The organism is Nocardioides lentus, assembly GCF_039529515.1.
GTDB lineage: Bacteria > Actinomycetota > Actinomycetes > Propionibacteriales > Nocardioidaceae > Nocardioides > Nocardioides lentus.
Map to the genome: position 1 here is coordinate 604,445 of NZ_BAAAMY010000004.1, position 16,793 is coordinate 621,237.

Annotated in this window: 19 protein-coding genes; 6 read left to right on the plus strand and 13 right to left on the minus strand. The window is 73.4% G+C overall.

Annotation, left to right across the window (positions count from 1 at the left end; all coding sequences use genetic code 11):
• Positions 1–12: 12 nt before the first annotated feature.
• Genes ABD158_RS09650 through ABD158_RS09665 form a run of 4 tightly spaced genes read right to left on the minus strand, consistent with a single transcriptional unit; the run spans position 13 to position 4,375 of the window.
• On the minus strand, positions 13–1,245 hold the full coding sequence (locus ABD158_RS09650) for an ABC transporter ATP-binding protein (RefSeq protein ID WP_344006519.1): 1,233 nt from the start codon (positions 1,243–1,245) through the stop codon (positions 13–15).
• 10 nt (positions 1,246–1,255) lie between these two features.
• Entirely contained in the window at positions 1,256–2,092 is an 837-nt protein-coding gene (locus ABD158_RS09655; RefSeq protein WP_344006521.1) for a carbohydrate ABC transporter permease, read from the minus strand.
• A gap of 4 nt (positions 2,093–2,096) precedes the next feature.
• Positions 2,097–3,047: a carbohydrate ABC transporter permease gene (locus ABD158_RS09660; RefSeq protein WP_344006523.1), complete on the minus strand. Its 951-nt coding sequence runs from the start codon at positions 3,045–3,047 to the stop codon at positions 2,097–2,099.
• Positions 3,044–4,375, minus strand: coding sequence for an extracellular solute-binding protein (locus ABD158_RS09665; protein WP_344006525.1), 1,332 nt, complete (start codon positions 4,373–4,375; stop codon positions 3,044–3,046). The genes ABD158_RS09660 and ABD158_RS09665 overlap by 4 nt, the downstream gene beginning before the upstream one ends.
• Positions 4,376–4,485: 110 nt before the next feature.
• Between ABD158_RS09665 and ABD158_RS09670 the strand changes: the two genes are divergently transcribed.
• The gene (locus tag ABD158_RS09670) at positions 4,486–5,511 is read left to right on the plus strand and encodes a LacI family DNA-binding transcriptional regulator (protein ID WP_344006527.1); all 1,026 of its coding nucleotides are present in this window, start codon (positions 4,486–4,488) and stop codon (positions 5,509–5,511) included.
• 27 nt (positions 5,512–5,538) lie between these two features.
• On the opposite strand, the gene ABD158_RS09675 is transcribed toward ABD158_RS09670, so the two are convergent.
• Positions 5,539–6,513, minus strand: coding sequence for an alpha/beta fold hydrolase (locus ABD158_RS09675; protein WP_344006529.1), 975 nt, complete (start codon positions 6,511–6,513; stop codon positions 5,539–5,541).
• 60 nt (positions 6,514–6,573) lie between these two features.
• Here ABD158_RS09675 and ABD158_RS09680 point away from each other — a divergent pair, with 60 nt between their 5' ends.
• Positions 6,574–7,419 carry an esterase/lipase family protein gene (locus ABD158_RS09680; RefSeq protein ID WP_344006531.1) on the plus strand — a complete coding sequence of 282 codons (846 nt, stop codon included), beginning with the start codon at positions 6,574–6,576 and terminating at the stop codon, positions 7,417–7,419.
• A gap of 28 nt (positions 7,420–7,447) precedes the next feature.
• Here ABD158_RS09680 and glpX read toward each other — a convergent pair whose 3' ends face one another.
• From glpX to ABD158_RS09705, 5 genes are read right to left on the minus strand one after another with little or no spacing between them, the layout of a single operon-like run.
• Positions 7,448–8,485 (minus strand): class II fructose-bisphosphatase, encoded by a 1,038-nt coding sequence (gene glpX, locus ABD158_RS09685; RefSeq protein WP_344006533.1) that lies wholly within the window; start codon positions 8,483–8,485, stop codon positions 7,448–7,450.
• Positions 8,486–8,494: 9 nt separating this feature from the next.
• Positions 8,495–9,490, minus strand: a complete 996-nt coding sequence (locus tag ABD158_RS09690) for an ABC transporter ATP-binding protein (protein ID WP_344006535.1) — start codon at positions 9,488–9,490, stop codon at positions 8,495–8,497.
• Positions 9,487–10,311: a molybdate ABC transporter permease subunit gene (modB, locus tag ABD158_RS09695; RefSeq protein ID WP_344006537.1), complete on the minus strand. Its 825-nt coding sequence runs from the start codon at positions 10,309–10,311 to the stop codon at positions 9,487–9,489. The genes ABD158_RS09690 and modB overlap by 4 nt, the downstream gene beginning before the upstream one ends.
• Positions 10,308–11,096 (minus strand): molybdate ABC transporter substrate-binding protein, encoded by a 789-nt coding sequence (modA, locus tag ABD158_RS09700; protein ID WP_344006539.1) that lies wholly within the window; start codon positions 11,094–11,096, stop codon positions 10,308–10,310. Before modA ends, modB begins: the two co-directional genes overlap by 4 nt.
• Positions 11,096–11,491 carry a TOBE domain-containing protein gene (locus ABD158_RS09705; protein ID WP_344006541.1) on the minus strand — a complete coding sequence of 132 codons (396 nt, stop codon included), beginning with the start codon at positions 11,489–11,491 and terminating at the stop codon, positions 11,096–11,098. The genes modA and ABD158_RS09705 overlap by 1 nt, the downstream gene beginning before the upstream one ends.
• Before the next feature lie 151 nt (positions 11,492–11,642).
• Here ABD158_RS09705 and ABD158_RS09710 point away from each other — a divergent pair, with 151 nt between their 5' ends.
• Positions 11,643–12,203 carry a DUF4245 domain-containing protein gene (locus ABD158_RS09710; RefSeq protein WP_344006543.1) on the plus strand — a complete coding sequence of 187 codons (561 nt, stop codon included), beginning with the start codon at positions 11,643–11,645 and terminating at the stop codon, positions 12,201–12,203.
• Positions 12,204–12,249: 46 nt separating this feature from the next.
• Here ABD158_RS09710 and ABD158_RS09715 read toward each other — a convergent pair whose 3' ends face one another.
• Both ABD158_RS09715 and xseA read right to left on the minus strand, forming a co-directional pair.
• Positions 12,250–12,489: an exodeoxyribonuclease VII small subunit gene (locus ABD158_RS09715; RefSeq protein WP_344006546.1), complete on the minus strand. Its 240-nt coding sequence runs from the start codon at positions 12,487–12,489 to the stop codon at positions 12,250–12,252.
• Entirely contained in the window at positions 12,486–13,712 is a 1,227-nt protein-coding gene (xseA, locus tag ABD158_RS09720; protein ID WP_344006548.1) for an exodeoxyribonuclease VII large subunit, read from the minus strand. Before xseA ends, ABD158_RS09715 begins: the two co-directional genes overlap by 4 nt.
• A 102-nt stretch (positions 13,713–13,814) precedes the next feature.
• Between xseA and ABD158_RS09725 the strand changes: the two genes are divergently transcribed.
• Genes ABD158_RS09725 through ABD158_RS09735 form a run of 3 tightly spaced genes read left to right on the plus strand, consistent with a single transcriptional unit; the run spans position 13,815 to position 15,760 of the window.
• Positions 13,815–14,078 carry a hypothetical protein gene (locus ABD158_RS09725; RefSeq protein ID WP_344006550.1) on the plus strand — a complete coding sequence of 88 codons (264 nt, stop codon included), beginning with the start codon at positions 13,815–13,817 and terminating at the stop codon, positions 14,076–14,078.
• 9 nt (positions 14,079–14,087) lie between these two features.
• The gene (locus ABD158_RS09730; protein ID WP_344006552.1) at positions 14,088–15,134 is read left to right on the plus strand and encodes a 4-hydroxy-3-methylbut-2-enyl diphosphate reductase; all 1,047 of its coding nucleotides are present in this window, start codon (positions 14,088–14,090) and stop codon (positions 15,132–15,134) included.
• Positions 15,134–15,760, plus strand: coding sequence for an L-threonylcarbamoyladenylate synthase (locus ABD158_RS09735; protein ID WP_344006554.1), 627 nt, complete (start codon positions 15,134–15,136; stop codon positions 15,758–15,760). The genes ABD158_RS09730 and ABD158_RS09735 overlap by 1 nt, the downstream gene beginning before the upstream one ends.
• Here ABD158_RS09735 and ABD158_RS09740 read toward each other — a convergent pair.
• Positions 15,757–16,758 carry a sugar phosphate isomerase/epimerase family protein gene (locus ABD158_RS09740; RefSeq protein ID WP_344006557.1) on the minus strand — a complete coding sequence of 334 codons (1,002 nt, stop codon included), beginning with the start codon at positions 16,756–16,758 and terminating at the stop codon, positions 15,757–15,759. The two genes, ABD158_RS09735 and ABD158_RS09740, sit on opposite strands and share 4 nt — an antisense overlap.
• Between the last annotated feature and the right edge of the window lie 35 nt (positions 16,759–16,793).

Genomic DNA, 16,793 nt, shown 5'->3' on the forward strand with positions numbered 1-16,793 from the left:
CGGGAGGCCCGTTCAGCCGGCGGCGGCCGGCTGCTCGGCGGCCTCCTCCATGGCGCCGCCGTGGATGTAGCCGGCGTTGTCGCGGTCGACGGTGAGGTTCTCCCCGGTGGCGGGGTCGAAGAGGTGCATCTTCGAGGAGTCGACCCAGATCTCCGCCTCGTCGCCCTCGGCGATCCGGCTCGTGCCGTCGAGGGAGACCACGAGCTGGGTGCGCAGCGACTCGCCGTCGAGGTCGCGCTCCAGCTGCTCGAGCTGGCCGCGGACCTCGTCGGGGGCCTCGAACGGGATGTAGGCGTAGGCCTCGTTGCCGAGCCACTCGACGACGTCGACCTTCGCGCGGAACGTGGAGCCCTCGCGGGCGGCGTCGACGACGGCCGCGTCCTCGAAGTGCTCCGGGCGGATGCCGGCCATCAGCAGCCCGTTCGCGGCGGCGCCGGAGACCTTGTCGGCCTTGTCCTGCGGGATCTGCACCGTGCCGAACGGCAGCTCCACCGACGTGCCGCTGACCTTCGCGGGCAGGAAGTTCATCGGCGGGGAGCCGATGAAGCCGGCCACGAACAGGTTGCCGGGGTTGGTGTAGAGCTGCCGCGGCGAGGCCAGCTGCTGGAGGATGCCGCGCTTGAGCACCGCGACCCGGTCGCCGAGGGTCATGGCCTCGGTCTGGTCGTGCGTGACGTAGACGGTGGTGATGCCCAGGCGCTTCTGCAGCCGGGAGATCTCCGAGCGCATCTGGCCGCGCAGCTTGGCGTCGAGGTTCGACAGGGGCTCGTCGAAGAGGAACGCGTCGGCGTCCCGGACGATCGCACGACCCATCGCCACGCGCTGGCGCTGGCCACCGGAGAGGTTGCCGGGCTTGCGCTGGAGGTGCTCGTCGAGCTCGAGGGTCTTGGAGGCGGCGTTGACCTTCTCCGTCACCTCGGAGTCCGACGCGCCCGCGAGGCGCAGCGGGAACGCGATGTTCTCGAAGACGGTCAGGTGCGGGTAGAGCGCGTAGTTCTGGAAGACCATCGCGAGGTTGCGGTCGCGCGGCGCGAGGTCGTTGACCTTGCGGTCGCCGATCATCATGTCGCCGGAGGTGATGTCCTCCAGGCCGACGATCATCCGCAGCAGCGTCGACTTCCCGCAGCCCGACGGGCCGACGAGGATCACGAACTCGCCGTCGGCGATGTCGATCGAGACGTCGTTGACGGCCGGGAAGCCGTCGCCGTACTTCTTGACGATGTTCTTCATGGAGATCGAAGCCATGGTGAGTTCCCTACCCCTTCACGGCGCCGGAGGTGAGACCGGCGACGATCTTTCGCTGGAAGACGAGGACGATGATGATGATCGGGATCGTCGAGACGACGGCCCCGGCGGCCAGCAGCGAGGCCGGCCGGTTGAACGGGTCGGCGCCGACGAAGAACGACAGCGCGGCGGGGATCGGTCTCGCCGACTCGGTCGAGGTCAGCGAGATGCCGAAGACGAAGTCGTTCCAGGCGAAGAAGAAGGTCAGGATCGCCGCGGTGAACACCCCGGGCGCCGCCAGCGGCACGATGACCTTGCGGAACGCCTGCCAGCTCGTGGCGCCGTCGACCTGGGCCGCCTGCTCCATCTCCCAGGGGATCTCCCGGAAGAAGGCCGACAGGGTCCAGATCGCCAGCGGCAGCGTGAAGGACATGTAGGGGATGATCAGGCCGATCCACGTGTCGTAGATGCCGAGCGTCCGCCACATGTCGAACAACGGGCTGACCAGCGAGACGACCGGGAACATCGCGATCGCCAGCGCCGTGGTGAGGACGAACTTCTTGCCCTTGAACTCCAGGCGCGCGATGGCGTACGCCGCGAGCGTGGCCAGGATGACCGACAGCGTGGTCGCGATCAGGCAGATGCCGATCGAGTTGAAGATCGCCCGGCGGAACTGCTCGTCCTGGAGCACTGCGGTGTAGTTGGACCACCCGGCGCCCCCACCCGACTGGGGGAGGAACCCGGGGCTGCCCGCGGTGATCGCGTCCTGGGACTTGAACGACAGCGAGATGATCCACACGACCGGCAGCAGGCACCAGACGAGGATGAGCCCGACACCGACGGTCAGACCGATCTTGTTCTTGTCCATCAGCTCAGCTCTCCTGACGTGCCGCGGCCAGGTCGACCCGGAAGATCTTGACGATGAGGAAGGCGATCAGCAGCACCGAGAGGAACAGCAGCACCGACAGGGCGGAGCCGATGCCGAACTGGAACTGCTCGACCACCTGCTGGTAGGTCAGGAATGACACCGACCGGGTGCTGACCGCGCCGTTGGTCATCACGAAGATGTTGTCGAACACGCGGTAGGCGTCGAGCGCCCGGAAGAGCACCGCGACCATGATCGCGGCCCGCATGTTGGGGAGCACGACCTTCGTCATCCGCTGCCACCAGGTGGCGCCGTCGACCTTCGCGGCCTCGACCATGTCCTCGCTGACCTGCGCGAGGCCGGCCAGCAGCAGCAGCGACATGAACGGCGTGGTCTTCCAGATCTCCGAGACCATGATCGCGGCGATCGCGCTGCCGTACTGGCCGAACCAGTTGAACGTGGTGTCGAGGAACGGCAGCCAGGAGTTGACGAACCCGTTGGTGTTGGAGAACGCGAACTGCCAGGCGAAGCCCGAGACCACGGTGATGATGCCGTAGGGGATCAGGATCGAGGTCCGGATCAGGCCGCGGGCGAAGACCACGCGGTGCATCACCAGGGCGAACGCGAAGCCGATGACCAGCTCGAACGCGACGGTGACGACCATGATGAACACGGTGTTCAGCGTCGTCAGCCAGAGCGCCGAGTCGCTCAGCGCGGTCACGTAGTTCTGCAGGCCGACGAACTGGCGCTCCTCGGGCGCGGTGAGGCTGTAGTCGAACAGCGACAGGTACAGCGACCGCAGCATCGGGAACGCCGTCACCAGCAGCATCAGCGCCAGCGCCGGGGCGACCAGGCGCTGGCCCAGCCGGTTCTCCGCGCGCAGCCGGTCGCTGTCCGCGGGCACGCCCTTCTTCTCCTTCACCCCGTCGGTGGTCGCGGGGGCGGTCACGGCGCTCACAGCAGGGCCCTCCCTTCGAGGACGGCGGTCACGAAGTCGGAGGAGCGGCCCGGGGTGGTCTCCGGGTCGACGTCCTCGGGCGAGTGCCACTGCTGCTGGATCGCGACGCTGATCTGGTTGTAGAAGGCGCTCTTGGGACGCGGCGCGCCGGTGTCGATCGAGTCGCGGTAGAGCGCGAGCAGGTCGGTGGGGAAGTTGTCCTGCAGGGCCTGCGACTCGTAGACGGAGGCCCGCGAGGGCATGAGCCCGTCGTTGACGGCGAGCTCCTCCTGCGCCTGCTCGTCGGTCACGCACAGCGCGGCCTCGCGCGCGAAGTCCGGCTCGTCGGTGTAGGCGCCGACGCCGATCTCGATGCCGCCGATCGGGGGCCGCGACTCCTCGCCGGCGACCGTCTGCGGGTAGCGGGCCCAGCCGAGGTCGTCGAAGTCCTCCTGGCTGATCTGGCCCTCCCCGTCGCCGATCAGGCCCTGGTAGTTGGCGTAGACGAAGGTCCAGTTGGTCATGAACTCGCCCGGGCCGTCGGCCGGGTACATGTAGGCCAGCGTCGTGCCCTCGTTGGAGACGGTGAAGTCGGGCTGGCGCGCCGGGCTGTCCGCGAGCTTCTGGATCACCGCGGCCGCCTCGCGGCCGGCCTCCGAGTCGATCTCGACCGTCGCGTCGCGGCCGGCCTCGGTGTCGCTGATGATCTCGCCGCCGGCGCCGGCGATGAGGGAGTTGATGAGCACGACGTAGGCCTCGTACTGGTTGGCCTGGACCCCGACCGTGCCCCCGGCCTCGCTCGCGGCGTCGATGACCTGGTCCCAGGTGACGGGCTCGCTCATGTCGAGGCCCGCGGCCTCGGCCAGCGACCGGCGGTACCAGAGGACCTGGGTGTTGGCCCACTGCGGCGCGGCGTAGACCGCGTCCTCCCACACGACCGTGTCGGCGGCGCCCTGCAGGGTGTCGTCGTCGATGGTGTCGGCCGGGAGCTCGAGCAGCCAGTTCGCGTTGGCGAACTCGGGGACGAAGACCGGGTCGATGCTCATCAGGTCGGTGGAGGAGTCCTCCGCGGCCAGGCGCCGCGCGAGCTGCGTGCGCTGGTCGGTCGCGCTCGCGGGCAGCAGCTGGGTGACCACGTCGTACTGCTCGGTGCTGCAGCGCTCCGCGATCGCGCCGAGGGTGTCCTGGCCGTCGGGGTTGATGTACCAGTTCAGCGTCGGCTTGCCGCCGTCAGAGCCGCAGGCGCTCAGCAGGCCGGCTCCGGCCACGAGCGCCGCGGCCGCCGCCAGACCCCGTCGGGCGCGTCGCCGCGACCCCGGTGGTCTCGTGGGTCGCCCCATGGGCGTCATGTGGTGTCTCCTCCCCGTTGGAACCGCACGTTGCTGAATCGAATCAGCAGCGTCAATACTGTGACGTGGTTCACCCGTGGGGTCAAGGTCGCGTGGGACGGGAGTGACGCATGGTGAGAGCTCGCAAGACCCGCCTCGCCGACGTCGCCGCCCGGGCCGGGGTCTCCCGCACCACGGCGTCGTACATCCTCAACGGCCGCTCCGGCGAGATGCGCCTCTCCGACGACGCCGTCGCGCGGGTCCGCGCGGCGGCCGTCGAGCTGGACTACCGCCCCAACCGGGCCGCCCGCAGCCTGCGGACCTCGCAGACCCGGACGGTCGGGCTCGTCTCCGACAGCGTTGCGAGCGGGCACTTCGCGAGCCGCATGCTGACGGGGGCGAGCGCGGCGGCGCGCGAGTCCGACCACGTCCTGCTCATCGGGGAGACCGACGGCGACCCGCTCGTCGAGCGGCTGCTCGTGGAGCAGATGCTCGACCAGGGCGTCGACGGGATCGTCTACGCCACGCTGCGCCACCGCGAGGTCGCGGTGCCCGCCGCGCTCCGCCAGACCCGCACGGTGCTGCTGAACTGCGCCGACCCCGCCAGCGGGCTGCCGGCGGTGGTGCCCGACGAGCACGGCGGGGGCCGCCGGGCGGCCGACCTCGTCGCCGGCGTCGCGGGCCCGGTGGTCGTGGTGGGCGACGACCACGAGCAAGGCACCCACGCCGGCGCGATGCGCCTGGCCGGGCTCGAGGAGCAGCTCGCCGCGCGCGGCCGCGAGGTCGCCGACGTGCTGCGCTGCGACTGGTCGGTGGCCGGGGCACGCGAGGCCGTCACGTCCTGGTGGGGCACCGGCGTGCGCAACGGCGCGCTGGTGTGCATGAACGACCGCGTCGCCATGGGCGTCTACCAGGCGCTGACCGCGCGGGAGGCCGCGATCCCCGGGGCCTTCGCGGTGGTCTCCTTCGACGGCTCCGAGCTGGCGACGTGGCTGACGCCGGCGCTCACGTCGGTCGCGCTGCCCTTCGCGGAGCTTGGGGCCACCGCCGTGCGGCTCCTGCTGGACCCGCCCCCCGGCGCGTCGCGCACGGTGCGCCTGGAGATGCCGGTGGTCCACGGCGGGTCGGTGCCCGCCTCGGCGGCGGTCACGCGCTGAGGGCAACCGGCCGCGGTGGCCGCCGGCTCAGCCGGCGCGGTCCGCGGTCCGGCGGATCGCGTCCGCGAAGGTCGGGTAGAGCGGCTCGGGCACGTCGTGGCCCATCCCGGGCACGACGACGAGCTCCGCGTCGGGGACGGCGCGGGCGGTGGCGCGCCCGCCGGACAGGTTCACCATCAGGTCGGCGTCGCCGTGGATCACCAGCGTCGGCACCCGCAGGGCGTGGAGGTCGCGGGTGCGGTCGTCCTGGGTGATCACGGCGAGCATGTGGCGCAGCGTGCCGGCGTTGGAGACGCCACGGTCCCAGGTCTCGGCCGCCCGGGCCCTCACGACCTCCTCGGGGTCGGGGTAGCCCGGGGAGCCGATGACGCCCCAGAACCTGGCCGACGTCTCGACGTAGGTGTCCTTGCCGCCGCGACGCGGGGCGACGAGCGCGGGCAGCAGGCGCGGGTGCTGCCACCCGACGGTCCGCCTGCCGGTGGTCGACATGATCGAGACCATCGACCGCACCCGGCCCGGGTGGTGCAGGGCGAGGTGCTGGACGATCATCCCGCCCATGGACACGCCGACCACGTGGGCCGAGGCGAGCCCGAGGTGGTCGAGCAGGCCCGCGGCGTCGTCGGCGAGGTCGCCGATCCCGTACGGCGCGTCGACGGGCAGCCCCACGAACGCCCGGACCACCCACGAGAGGGGCACGCGCCGGCGGATCCGCGAGGAGCGGCCGGTGTCGCGGTTGTCGTAGCGGATGACGTAGAACCCCCGGCGCGCGAGCATCCGGCAGAGCGGCTCGTCCCACCAGTTCATCGGTCCCGAGAGGCCCATGACCAGCAGCAGCGGCTCGTCGTCGGGGTCGCCGAAGGTCTGGAAGCAGAGGTCCACGCCGTCGTTGACGGGGGCGTGCTGCTCGCGCGACGCGGTCACCGCGGCCAGGGCCGTGGGGTCGTCGGCCGGGTCAGCCGCCGGCGGCGCGGTGAAGTCCGGGGTCGGGATCTCGGTGGACATGCGTCCAGTCAACACGGTGAACGCGGGACACGGGTGCCCCCCAAGCCCTACCGTGAGTATGTGACCAGGACCACACCCGGCGCCGCGCTCGCCTCGTTCCTGTGCCCGGAGGGCTTCGCGGCGCCCCGGGTCGCCGCCCTGGCCCGCGAGGTGCGGGTGGTGCCGGAGGTCGGGCGGGCCGCCGTCGGCTCGCTGGCGGCCGTCCGTGGGCGCCGCGCCACGCCGTACGCCGGGTGCGCGCCGCCGCGGGTCGCGACACCGGTGGTCCTCGTGCCCGGCTTCTGCGCCGGGGACGCCAGCCTGGCGTGGATGGCCCGCGAGCTGCGCGCCCGCGGCCACCGCACCCACCGCTCCGGCATCCACGCCAACATCGGCTGCACCCGGGAGGGGGTCGACGCCCTGGAGCGTCGGGTGGAGGCGGTCGCGGAGCGTCGCGGCAGCCCGGTGCAGCTGGTCGGCCACAGCCTCGGGGGGATGCTCTCGCGCGGCCTCGCCGGGCGTCGCCCCGACCTGGTGGCCGGCCTGGTGACGCTGGGCAGCCCGGTGCAGGCCCCCGGGGCGCACCACGCGCTGCTCACCCTGGGGGTGCGGACGCTGACCCGCCTCTCCTCGCTCGGCGTGCCCGGTCTCCTCGCCGGCGACTGCGTCCGCGGCCGCTGCGCGCGGCGGGCCTTCGAGGAGCAGACGGCGCCGCTGGCGCCGGGCGTGGTCTGGACCGCGGTCACCTCGCGCCGCGACGGGGTCGTGGACTGGCGCGCCTGCACCCACCCGAGCGCGGTGACCGTCGAGGTCACCACCTCCCACTGCGGCATGGCCGTGGACCCCCGCGTGCTCGCCGTCGTCCTCGAGGCGCTCCGGGCGGGGGCGGCGTACGCCGCGCCGGTGGCGGTCGGTCGCGCCGGCTGAGGCCGGCCCCCGCCGAAGGGCCTCCCGCTCAGTCGAAGTCGATCGCGCTGTAGGCGCGCAGCTTGGACAGGCGGTGCTCGGAGCGGATGAAGCGCGTCGTGCCGCTGCGCGAGCGCATCACGAGCGACTCGGTGGTGGCGCCGCCGCCGCGGTACTGCACGCCGCGCATCAGGTCGCCGTCGGTGATGCCCGTGGCCACGAAGAAGCAGTCGTCGCCGGTCACCAGGTCGTCGGTGTGCAGGACGTGGTCGGGGTCGAGCACGTGACCGGCGTCGAGCGCGCGCTGACGCTCCTCGTCGTCGGTCGGCCACAGGCGGGCCTGGATCGTGCCGCCCACGCACTTCATCGCGCAGGCCGCGATGATGCCCTCCGGCGTGCCGCCGACGCCGAGCAGCAGGTCGACGCCGCTGCCGGGCCGGGCCGCGGAGATCGCGCCGGCCACGTCGCCGTCGACGATGAACTTGATCCGGGCGCCCGCGGCCCGGATCTCCTCGGCCAGGCCCTCGTGGCGCGGCCGGTCGAGCAGGACGACGGTGACGTCCTCGGCCGACTGGCCCTTCGCCTTCGCGACGCGGGCGATGTTCTCGGCCACGGGCAGGCGGATGTCGACCACGTCGGCGGCCTCGGGGCCGGTGACCAGCTTCTCCATGTAGAACACGGCGGACGGGTCGTACATCGAGCCGCGCGGGGAGACCGCGAGCACCGCCACGGCGTTGCTCATGCCCTTGGCGGTCAGGGTGGTGCCGTCGATCGGGTCGACGGCGACGTCGCACTCGGGTCCGGTGCCGTCGCCGACCTGCTCGCCGTTGAAGAGCATCGGGGCGTCGTCCTTCTCGCCCTCGCCGATGACGACGGTGCCGTTCATCCCGATCGTCGAGATCATCACGCGCATCGCGTGCACGGCGACGCCGTCGGCGCCGTTCTTGTCGCCGCGGCCGACCCAGCGGCCGGCGGCCATGGCCGCGGCCTCGGTGACGCGCACCAGTTCGAGGGCGAGGTTGCGGTCGGGGGACATCGGGGAGACGGCGAGCTCGTCGGGCACGTGCTCGTTCGCGGCGCTGGTCATGACCGCACCCTAGTGCGCTCCCGGACCTCCGTAGGTCCGTGTCGCGGTGGCCTTCACGCTCACCCAGACCTCCGCACCGGGGCTGAGGCCGAGCTGGGCGCTCGCGGCAGGGGTGACGTCGGCGAGCAGGTCCACGCCGGCGCCGGCCCGGGTGTCGACCTGGACCCGGACGGCGTCGCCGTGGGGGGTGAGCCCGGCGACCCGGCCGGCCCACCGCAGGCGGGCGGAGCCGTCCGGCTCGGTGGGGGAGACGACGACGTCCTGGGGCCGGAAGGCGGTGAACCCGCCGGCGTCGTCGCGGAGCACGTTGAGGCCGACGAGGCGCGCCACGTGGTCGGTGCGGGGGCGGGCCGCCACGTCGCCCGGGGTGCCCTGCTGGGCGACACGGCCGTCCTCGAGCACGACCACGCGGTCGGCCAGGGTGAGGGCGTCGAGCGCGTCGTGGGTCACCATCAGCGTCACCCCGTCGTAGGACGCGAGGTGGCGGGCGAGCTCGATGCGCAGCGCCGCCGCGACCCCGACGTCGAGGCCGGAGAACGGCTCGTCGAGCAGCAGCAGCCGGGGCTCCGTCACGAGCGCCCGCGCGATCGTGACGCGCTGGGCCTGGCCGCCGGAGAGCCGGGTCGGGCGTCGGTCGGCCAGCTCGCCGACCCCCAGGCGGTCGAGCCAGGCCTGGGCGCGGTCCGCGGCCTCGGCGCGGCGGACGCCGCGGGCGCGGAGGCCGAAGGCGACGTTGTCCCGCGCGGACAGGTGCGGGAACAGGGCCTGGCCCTGGACCACCCAGCCCACGCGCCGCTCGCGCACGCCCACGACCGGGTCGGTCCAGGAGCGGCCGTCGACCTCCACGTGGCCCTCGGCCGCGACGACGCCGGCCAGGGCGGTGAGCAGGGTGGTCTTGCCCGCGCCGTTGGGTCCGATGACCGCGACGACGGACCCGGGGTCGGCGTCGAGCTCGGCGTCGAGCCGTCCCGGCACGTGCAGGCGCGCGTGCAGGCCGCCGCTCACGCGCCGGGTCCCGTGGGGGCGCGGTCGAGCCAGCGGTTGCGGAGCAGCGCGAGCACGAGGATCGAGACCCCGAGCAGGACGATGCTGATCGTCTGCGCGGTCTCCCGGTCGTTCTGCAGCGTCTGGTAGATCAGCGACGGCATCGTCTGGGTGACGCCGGGGTAGTTGCCGGCGAAGGTGACGGTGGCGCCGAACTCGCCCAGGGAGCGCGCCCACGCCAGCACCCCGCCCGCCACGACGCCCGGCATCGCCAGGGGAAGCGTGACGCGGCGGAAGGTGGTCCACCGCGACGCGCCGAGGCTCGCCGCCACCGCGTCGTACCGCTCGCCGGAGGCGCGCAGCGCGCCCTCGACGCTGAGGACGAAGAACGGCATCGCCACGAAGGTGTGCGCAACGACCACGGCGGGGGTCGTGTAGGGCACCACGAGGCCCGTGAGGTCGCGCAGCGGTGCGCCGACGACGCCGCTGCGGCCGAGCGCCGCGACGAGCGCGACCCCGGCCACCACCGGCGGCAGCACCAGCGGCACGGTGACCAGGGCGCGCACGAGCGAGCGACCGCGGAACTCGACGCGCGCCAGCACCCAGGCCAGCGGGGTCCCCACCAGCAGGCACAGCACCACCGTCGCGAGCGAGGCGACCCCGGTGAGCCGCAGCGCCTCGAGGACCTCGCGGGACGCGACGAGCTCGGGCAGGCGGGCCCACGGCGTGACGACCAGCAGCGAGACCAGGGGGACGAGCAGGAGCAGCACCGCGGCGCCCGCCGGGACCAGCAGGACCAGGGGCGCGCGGCCCAGGGGCGAGCCGTGTGCGGCGCGGCTCACGGGCTCCCGAAGCCGGCGTCGGAGAGGATCCGCTGGCCCTCCTGGGAGGTCACGAGGTCGACGAAGGCCTGCGCCAGCTCGGGCTCCTCGGCCTGCTCGAGCACCGCGATCGGGTACGTCGTGGGCAGGTCGGCGGCCTCGGGGACCTCGATGGTCTCGACGTCGTCGCCGGCGGACAGCGCGTCGGTGGCGTAGACGAGGCCCGCGTCGGCCTCGTCGGCGACGACACGCTCGAGCGTGGCGCGGACGTCGGGCTCCAGGCTGGCGGGCTCGTTGGTCAGGCCCGCGTCGGCGATCAGGTCCGCGGCGATCGACCCGCAGGGCGCGGTGTCGACGCAGGCGACGTAGGTGACCTCGTCGTCGTCGAGGTCGGCGAGCGACCCGATGCCGGCCGGGTTGCCGGCGGGCACGACGAGGACGAGCGTGTTGGTCGCGAACGGCGTGGGTCCCGCGGCGACCGCGCCGGCGTCGACGGCGGTCTGCATCGAGGCCTCGTCGGCGGTCGCGAGCACGTCGCCGGGGGCGGCGTCCGCGGCCTGCTCGGCCAGCGTGCCGGAGGAGTCGTAGACGGCCTCGACCGTGACGCCGTCGTGGCGGGCCTCGAACTCCTCGGCGATCGCGTCGACGGTGTCGGTGAGGGACGCGGCGGCCTGGACGCGGAGCACGGTGTCGTCACCGCCCCCGCCGTCGGAGCCGCCGTCGGAGCTGTCGTCGGAGCCGGTGCAGGCGGTGAGGCCTGCGCACAGCAGCACCGTGGCGGCGAGGGACAGGGGCACGGTCTTCATCAGGGACGCTCCACGACGACGTTGGTGGACTTCACCGAGGCGATGGCGCGGGCGCCGGGCTCGAGCCCGAGCTCGTCCGCGGCCTCGGAGCTCATGAGCGACACCATCCGGAAGGGTCCGCAGATCAGGTCGACCTGGGCCATGACGGTGTCCTTGACGACCCTCACCACGATCCCGTCGAGGCGGTTGCGGGCGCTGACGGCGGCGGCGCGGGTGCGCTCGCGGTCCGGGTGGTCGGCCAGCTCCTCCGCCAGCCGGGCGAGGTCCGGACCGGCGACGACGGTGCGCCCGTCCTCCAGCCCGGCGGCCAGGCGGCCCGCGTCGACCCAGCGGCGCACGGTGTCGTCGCTGACCCCGAGCACGTCGGCGGCCTCGGTGATCCGGTAGGTGGTCACGGGCGGCACTCTGCCGCATCTGCGGCTGCTTTGGCGAGAGGTGGCCGCATCTGCGTCACAACCAGGTCCCGGCGAGCGGGACACACCCTCCGTGGGGCTGTCGGGACGAGGTGTCGACACGGCGGTGGGGTCGCGTGGGGACAATGGGCACGTGAGCCAAGCGAGTGCGGGTCGGCCGGGTCGGTACCAGCGGTCCTTCGGGGGGCTCGTGGGCGCCATGGTCGTGCTGGTGGTCGTCGTCCTCGCCTTCGTCGCGTGGCGCGGACTGTTCCGCGACAACGACTTCCAGCCGGTCCGGCCGGTCGACTACCGGGAGACCGTCGAGCTCGCGCAGGACGGCGACTTCGAGCCGATCTACCCCGTCGAGCTGCCCGAGGGGTGGGAGGCGACGTCGGTCGACCTCGAGCCGGGCACGGAGCGGACCGTGTGGGCCCTCGGGGTGCTGACCGACGAGCGCGAGTTCCTCGGCGTGCAGCAGGGCGGCGGGTCGCGCGACGACCTGCTCGAGCTGTGGCTCGACGAGGACGCCGAGTCCCAGGGCGAGGTGACGGTCGACAGCGCGATCGGGGACACCTGGGAGGAGTGGACCGACTCCTCCGACGTGGCCTACGCCGCCGAGATCGACGGCCAGGAGGTGCTCGTCCACGGCTCCGCGCCCGACGAGGACGTCCGCGAGTTCCTCGGCCTGCTGACCCTGGAGCCGATCCGCTAGTCCACGGACGGGCGTGCGGGTGGTCCCGACCGTCTCCGGCGGGGCTTCAGGCCTCGTCGTCGAGGACGGCGTCGAGGCGGGTGCGGGCGCCGTCGAGGAAGGTCTGGCAGGTGCGGGCGAGGTGCTCGGCCCGCTCCCACAGCGCCAGGGACTCCTCGAGGGTGGTGCCGCCGGACTCCAGCTGCGCGACGGTGTCGACCAGCTGCTCGCGGGCGGCCTCGTAACCGAGCGCCTCCTCGGGCCCGGTGTCGTCACCCGTGTCGGGTTCAGGCTGGCTCGTGCTCACGACTCCTCCTTCTCCACCGCGGTGGTGGTGGCGTGGATGCGGCCGTCGGCGAGCCGGACGGTCACGGTGGTCCCGACGGGCAGCTCGTCGACGCCTGCCGGCACGTGACCGGCGGCGTCGGTGACGACGGCGTACCCCCGCCGCAGGGTCTCCAGCGGCGAGAGCGCCCGGGCCCTTGCGCGGCGGTGGGCGACGTCGTCGGCCGCCCGGTCGAGCCGGTGGCGGAGGGTGCGGCGGGCCCGGTCGCGCAGCGCGGAGACCTCCTCGCCCCGGGCCGCGAGCAGGGTCCGCGGGTCCGCCATCGCGGGGCGGGACCGGAGCCGGTCGAGCAGCTCCTGCTCCCGCTCGACCGATCGGAGCACGAGGTCGCGGGCGCGGTCGCGGGTGGCGGCGACGCCGGCGAGCTCCTGGGCGAGGTCGGGCACGACCCGCCGCGCGGCGTCGGTCGGCGTCGAGGCGCGGAGGTCGGCGACCAGGTCGAGCAGCGGTGTGTCCTGCTCGTGGCCGATCGCCGAGACCACCGGCGTGCTCATCGCCGACACGGCGCGCACGACGCCCTCGTCGGAGAAGGGCAGCAGGTCCTCCGTCGACCCGCCGCCACGGGCGACCACCACGACGTCGACGCCGGGGTCCCGGTCGAGTCGGCGCAGCGCCTCGATCACCTCGGTCGCGCAGCGCGGACCCTGCATCGTCGCGTACGCCGGGGTGACGTGGACGCCGGGCCAGCGTCGGCGTGCGTTGTCGACGACGTCCCGCTCCGCGGCCGAGCCGGAGGAGGTGACGAGGCCGACGCTGCGCGGCAGGAAGGGCAGGGGGCGCTTGCGCTCGGGGGCGAAGAGCCCCTCCGCCGCGAGCAGCTGGCGCAGCCGCTCCAGCCGGGCGAGCAGCTCGCCGAGACCGACCATCCGCAGCTCGCGGGCCTGGAGGCTGAAGCTGCCGCGGGCGGCGTAGAAGCTGGGCTTCGCGTGGACGACGACGCTCGCGCCCTCGACCAGCGGGGGCGACATGGCGTCGAGGGTGGCGCGCGGGCAGGTCACGGTGACGCTGACGTCGGCGAGCGTGTCGCGCAGCGTGAGGAAGACCGTGCCGGACCCGGCGCGCCGGTTGAGCTGGGCGACCTGGCCCTCGACCCACACCGCCCCGAGCCGACCGATCCACTGGCCGACGAGCGTGGTCACCTGCCGCACCGGCGCCGGTGCGTCCGCTGACGTCTCCAGGGCCACACCGGAACCCTAGGGCCCGGCTCCGACACCGCCGGTCGCCCGGGGCCGCGGGAGCGCGAACGCCAGTGACAAAGTTGATAAAGATGCTCTAGATTTGGTCCCATGGACACGAGGCGCGAGGCGCACGACGGGGCCGGGTCGGACCTGACGATGGCCGACCTGGTCGGGGTCGGGCTGCTCGCCGCCCCCGGCTTCGTCGTGCCGCCGCTGCTGGGTCCCACCCCGGAGACGGTGGCCCTCACCCTCGTCACGACGCTCACCGCCGCCGGCTGGGTCCTGCACCGCGCGGGGCTGCTGCGCCACCGGGCGCCGGCGGGTCCGGCCGCCGCGGGCGCGACCGGGGAGCGGCACACCCCGGTTGCCTAGACTGGGCCCATGAGCATCGACCTGGGCACCCCGGCCGTCCTGCCGGCCGACGAGGCCGAGCGCGCCGTCCTCCTGGCCGCGCCCCGCGGCTACTGCGCGGGCGTGGACCGTGCCGTCATCACGGTCGAGCAGGCGCTGGACCTCTACGGCGCGCCGGTCTACGTGCGCAAGCAGATCGTGCACAACAAGCACGTCGTCTCCGACCTGGAGTCCCGCGGCGCGATCTTCGTCGAGGAGATCGCCGAGGTGCCCGCGGGGTCCACCGTGGTCTTCTCGGCCCACGGCGTCAGCCCCGAGGTGCACCGCCAGGCCGCCGAGCGCGACCTCAAGGCCATCGACGCGACCTGCCCGCTGGTGACGAAGGTCCACCACGAGGCCCGCCGCTTCGCCGCCGAGGACTACGACATCCTGCTGATCGGCCACGAGGGCCACGAGGAGGTCGAGGGCACGGCCGGGGAGGCCCCGGAGCGCACCCAGCTCGTGCAGACGCCGGCGGACGTCGCCGGCCTGGAGGTCCGTGACCCCGAGAAGGTCGCCTGGCTCTCGCAGACCACGCTGTCGGTCGACGAGACCCTCGAGATCGTCGCGGCCATCCGCGAGCGGTTCCCCGCGCTCATCGACCCGCCCAGCGACGACATCTGCTACGCCACGCAGAACCGCCAGCTCGCGATCAAGGAGATCGGCAAGGACGCCGACCTCGTCATCGTCGTCGGCTCCGCGAACTCCTCGAACTCCGTGCGCCTGGCCGAGGTCGCCCTCGAGGCGGGCGCGAAGGCGGCGTACCGCGTGGACGACGCCGGCGAGATCGACGAGGCCTGGCTGGACGGTGTCGCGACCGTGAGCGTCACCTCGGGGGCGTCGGTGCCCGAGTCGCTGGTCGAGGGCGTGCTGGCCTACCTCGCCGAGCGCGGCTACCCCGACGCGCGCGCGGTGCACACCGCCGAGGAGTCGCTGATCTTCGCCCTGCCGCCGGAGCTGCGCCGCGACATGAAGGCCCGCGACGCCGCGGCCGCCCGCGAGGCGGGCGCCGGCTCCGGTCCGAGCGCCGGGGCCTGATGGCGCGGTACGTCGACCTCCACCCGGTCGACCCCCAGCCGCGGCTGGTCGCGCAGGTGGTCGAGGCGCTCGGCGACGGCGCGCTGATCGCCTATCCGACGGACTCCGGCTACGCCCTCGGCTCGGCGCTCGACAACCGTGAGGGCCGCGACCGCATCCTGCGCATCCGCGGTCTCGACGACCGTCACGACTTCACCCTCGTGTGCCGCGACTTCAGCCAGCTGGGCCAGTTCGTGCACGTGCCGAACGCCGCGTTCCGGGCGATCAAGGCCAGCACGCCGGGGCCCTACACGTTCATCCTGCCCGCGACCCGCGAGGTGCCGCGCCGGCTGATGCACCCCCGGAAGAAGACCGTGGGGGTCCGGATCCCGGCGCACCCGCTGGTCTCCGCGCTGCTGGAGGGCCTGGGGGAGCCGATCCTGTCCTCGACGCTGATCCTCCCCGGCGAGACCGAGGCCCGCACGATGGGCTGGGAGGTCAAGGAGGACCTCGACCACGCCGTCGACCTCGTGCTCGAGTGCGGCGAGGTCATCGCCGCCCCGACCACCGTCGTCGACTTCTCCGACGACGTGCCCGAGGTGCTGCGCGTCGGCTCCGGCGACCCGGAGCGGTTCGAGCAGGGCTAGCCCTGCTCGAACGCCGCGTCGAACGACGCGGCCGGCAGGTCGAAGTCGAAGCGGCGCAGGAACTCCAGCGCCTCGGCGGCGCCCCGGAGCCGGTCCATCCCGGCGTCCTCCCACTCGACCGAGACCGGGCCGTCGTAGCCGATCCGCGCCAAGGCCCGGAACGCATCCTCCCACGGCACGTCCCCGCGGCCGGTCGACACGAAGTCCCAGCCGCGGTGCTGGTCGCCCCAGGGCAGGTGCGACGACAGGATCCCGTTGCGGCCGCCCCCCATGCGCATCCGCGTGTCCTTGCAGTCGACGTGGTAGATCCGGTCGGCGAAGTCGGTGATGAACGCGACGACGTCGAGGCCCTGCCAGACCATGTGGCTGGGGTCCCAGTTCAGGCCGAACGCCTCCCGGTGGCCCACGGCCTCCAGCGCGCGCTGGGTGGACCAGAAGTCGTAGGCGATCTCGGAGGGGTGCACCTCGTGGGCGAAGCGGACGCCGCAGGAGTCGAACACGTCGAGGATCGGGTTCCACCGGTCCGCGAAGTCGGTGAAGCCGGCCTCGATGCGCGAGGACGGCACCGGCGGGAACATCGCGACGTACTGCCAGATCGAGGAGCCGGTGAAGCCGACGACGGTGTCCACGCCCATCGCCCGGGCGAGCCGGGCGGTGTCGGCGACGTCCTGGGCGGCCCGCTGCCTCACCCCCTCCGGGTCGCCGTCGCCCCACACGGCCGCGCCGACGATGGAGCGGTGCCGCTCGTCGATCGGGTCGTCGCAGACCGCCTGGCCCTTGAGGTGGTTGGAGATCGCCCAGCAGCCGAGCCCGTGCTTCTCGAGGATGCCGAGCCGCTCGGCGACGTAGTCGGCGTCGTCCCAGCGGGCGGCGTCGAGGTGCTCGCCGGAGACCGCGATCTCGAGCCCGTCGTACCCCCACCCGGCGGCGAGGCCCGCCACCTCGTCGAGGGTCAGGTCGGTCCACTGGCCGGTGAACAGGGTGAAGCGCTTGCCCATGGGGTCTCCTCGGGGTCGGGGTGGGGGAGCGGGGC

What these genes read in the sequence shown, in the direction of transcription:
- ABD158_RS09650 (WP_344006519.1), bottom strand. Translation starts at nt 1,245, where the DNA reads ATGGCTTCGATCTCCATGAAGAACATCGTCAAGAAGTACGGCGACGGC.
- ABD158_RS09655 (WP_344006521.1), bottom strand. Translation starts at nt 2,092, where the DNA reads ATGGACAAGAACAAGATCGGTCTGACCGTCGGTGTCGGGCTCATCCTC.
- ABD158_RS09665 (WP_344006525.1), bottom strand. Translation starts at nt 4,375, where the DNA reads ATGACGCCCATGGGGCGACCCACGAGACCACCGGGGTCGCGGCGACGC.
- ABD158_RS09670 (WP_344006527.1), top strand. Translation starts at nt 4,486, where the DNA reads ATGGTGAGAGCTCGCAAGACCCGCCTCGCCGACGTCGCCGCCCGGGCC.
- ABD158_RS09675 (WP_344006529.1), bottom strand. Translation starts at nt 6,513, where the DNA reads ATGTCCACCGAGATCCCGACCCCGGACTTCACCGCGCCGCCGGCGGCT.
- glpX (WP_344006533.1), bottom strand. Translation starts at nt 8,485, where the DNA reads ATGACCAGCGCCGCGAACGAGCACGTGCCCGACGAGCTCGCCGTCTCC.
- modA (WP_344006539.1), bottom strand. Translation starts at nt 11,096, where the DNA reads ATGAAGACCGTGCCCCTGTCCCTCGCCGCCACGGTGCTGCTGTGCGCA.
- ABD158_RS09725 (WP_344006550.1), top strand. Translation starts at nt 13,815, where the DNA reads ATGGACACGAGGCGCGAGGCGCACGACGGGGCCGGGTCGGACCTGACG.
- ABD158_RS09730 (WP_344006552.1), top strand. Translation starts at nt 14,088, where the DNA reads ATGAGCATCGACCTGGGCACCCCGGCCGTCCTGCCGGCCGACGAGGCC.
- ABD158_RS09735 (WP_344006554.1), top strand. Translation starts at nt 15,134, where the DNA reads ATGGCGCGGTACGTCGACCTCCACCCGGTCGACCCCCAGCCGCGGCTG.
- ABD158_RS09740 (WP_344006557.1), bottom strand. Translation starts at nt 16,758, where the DNA reads ATGGGCAAGCGCTTCACCCTGTTCACCGGCCAGTGGACCGACCTGACC.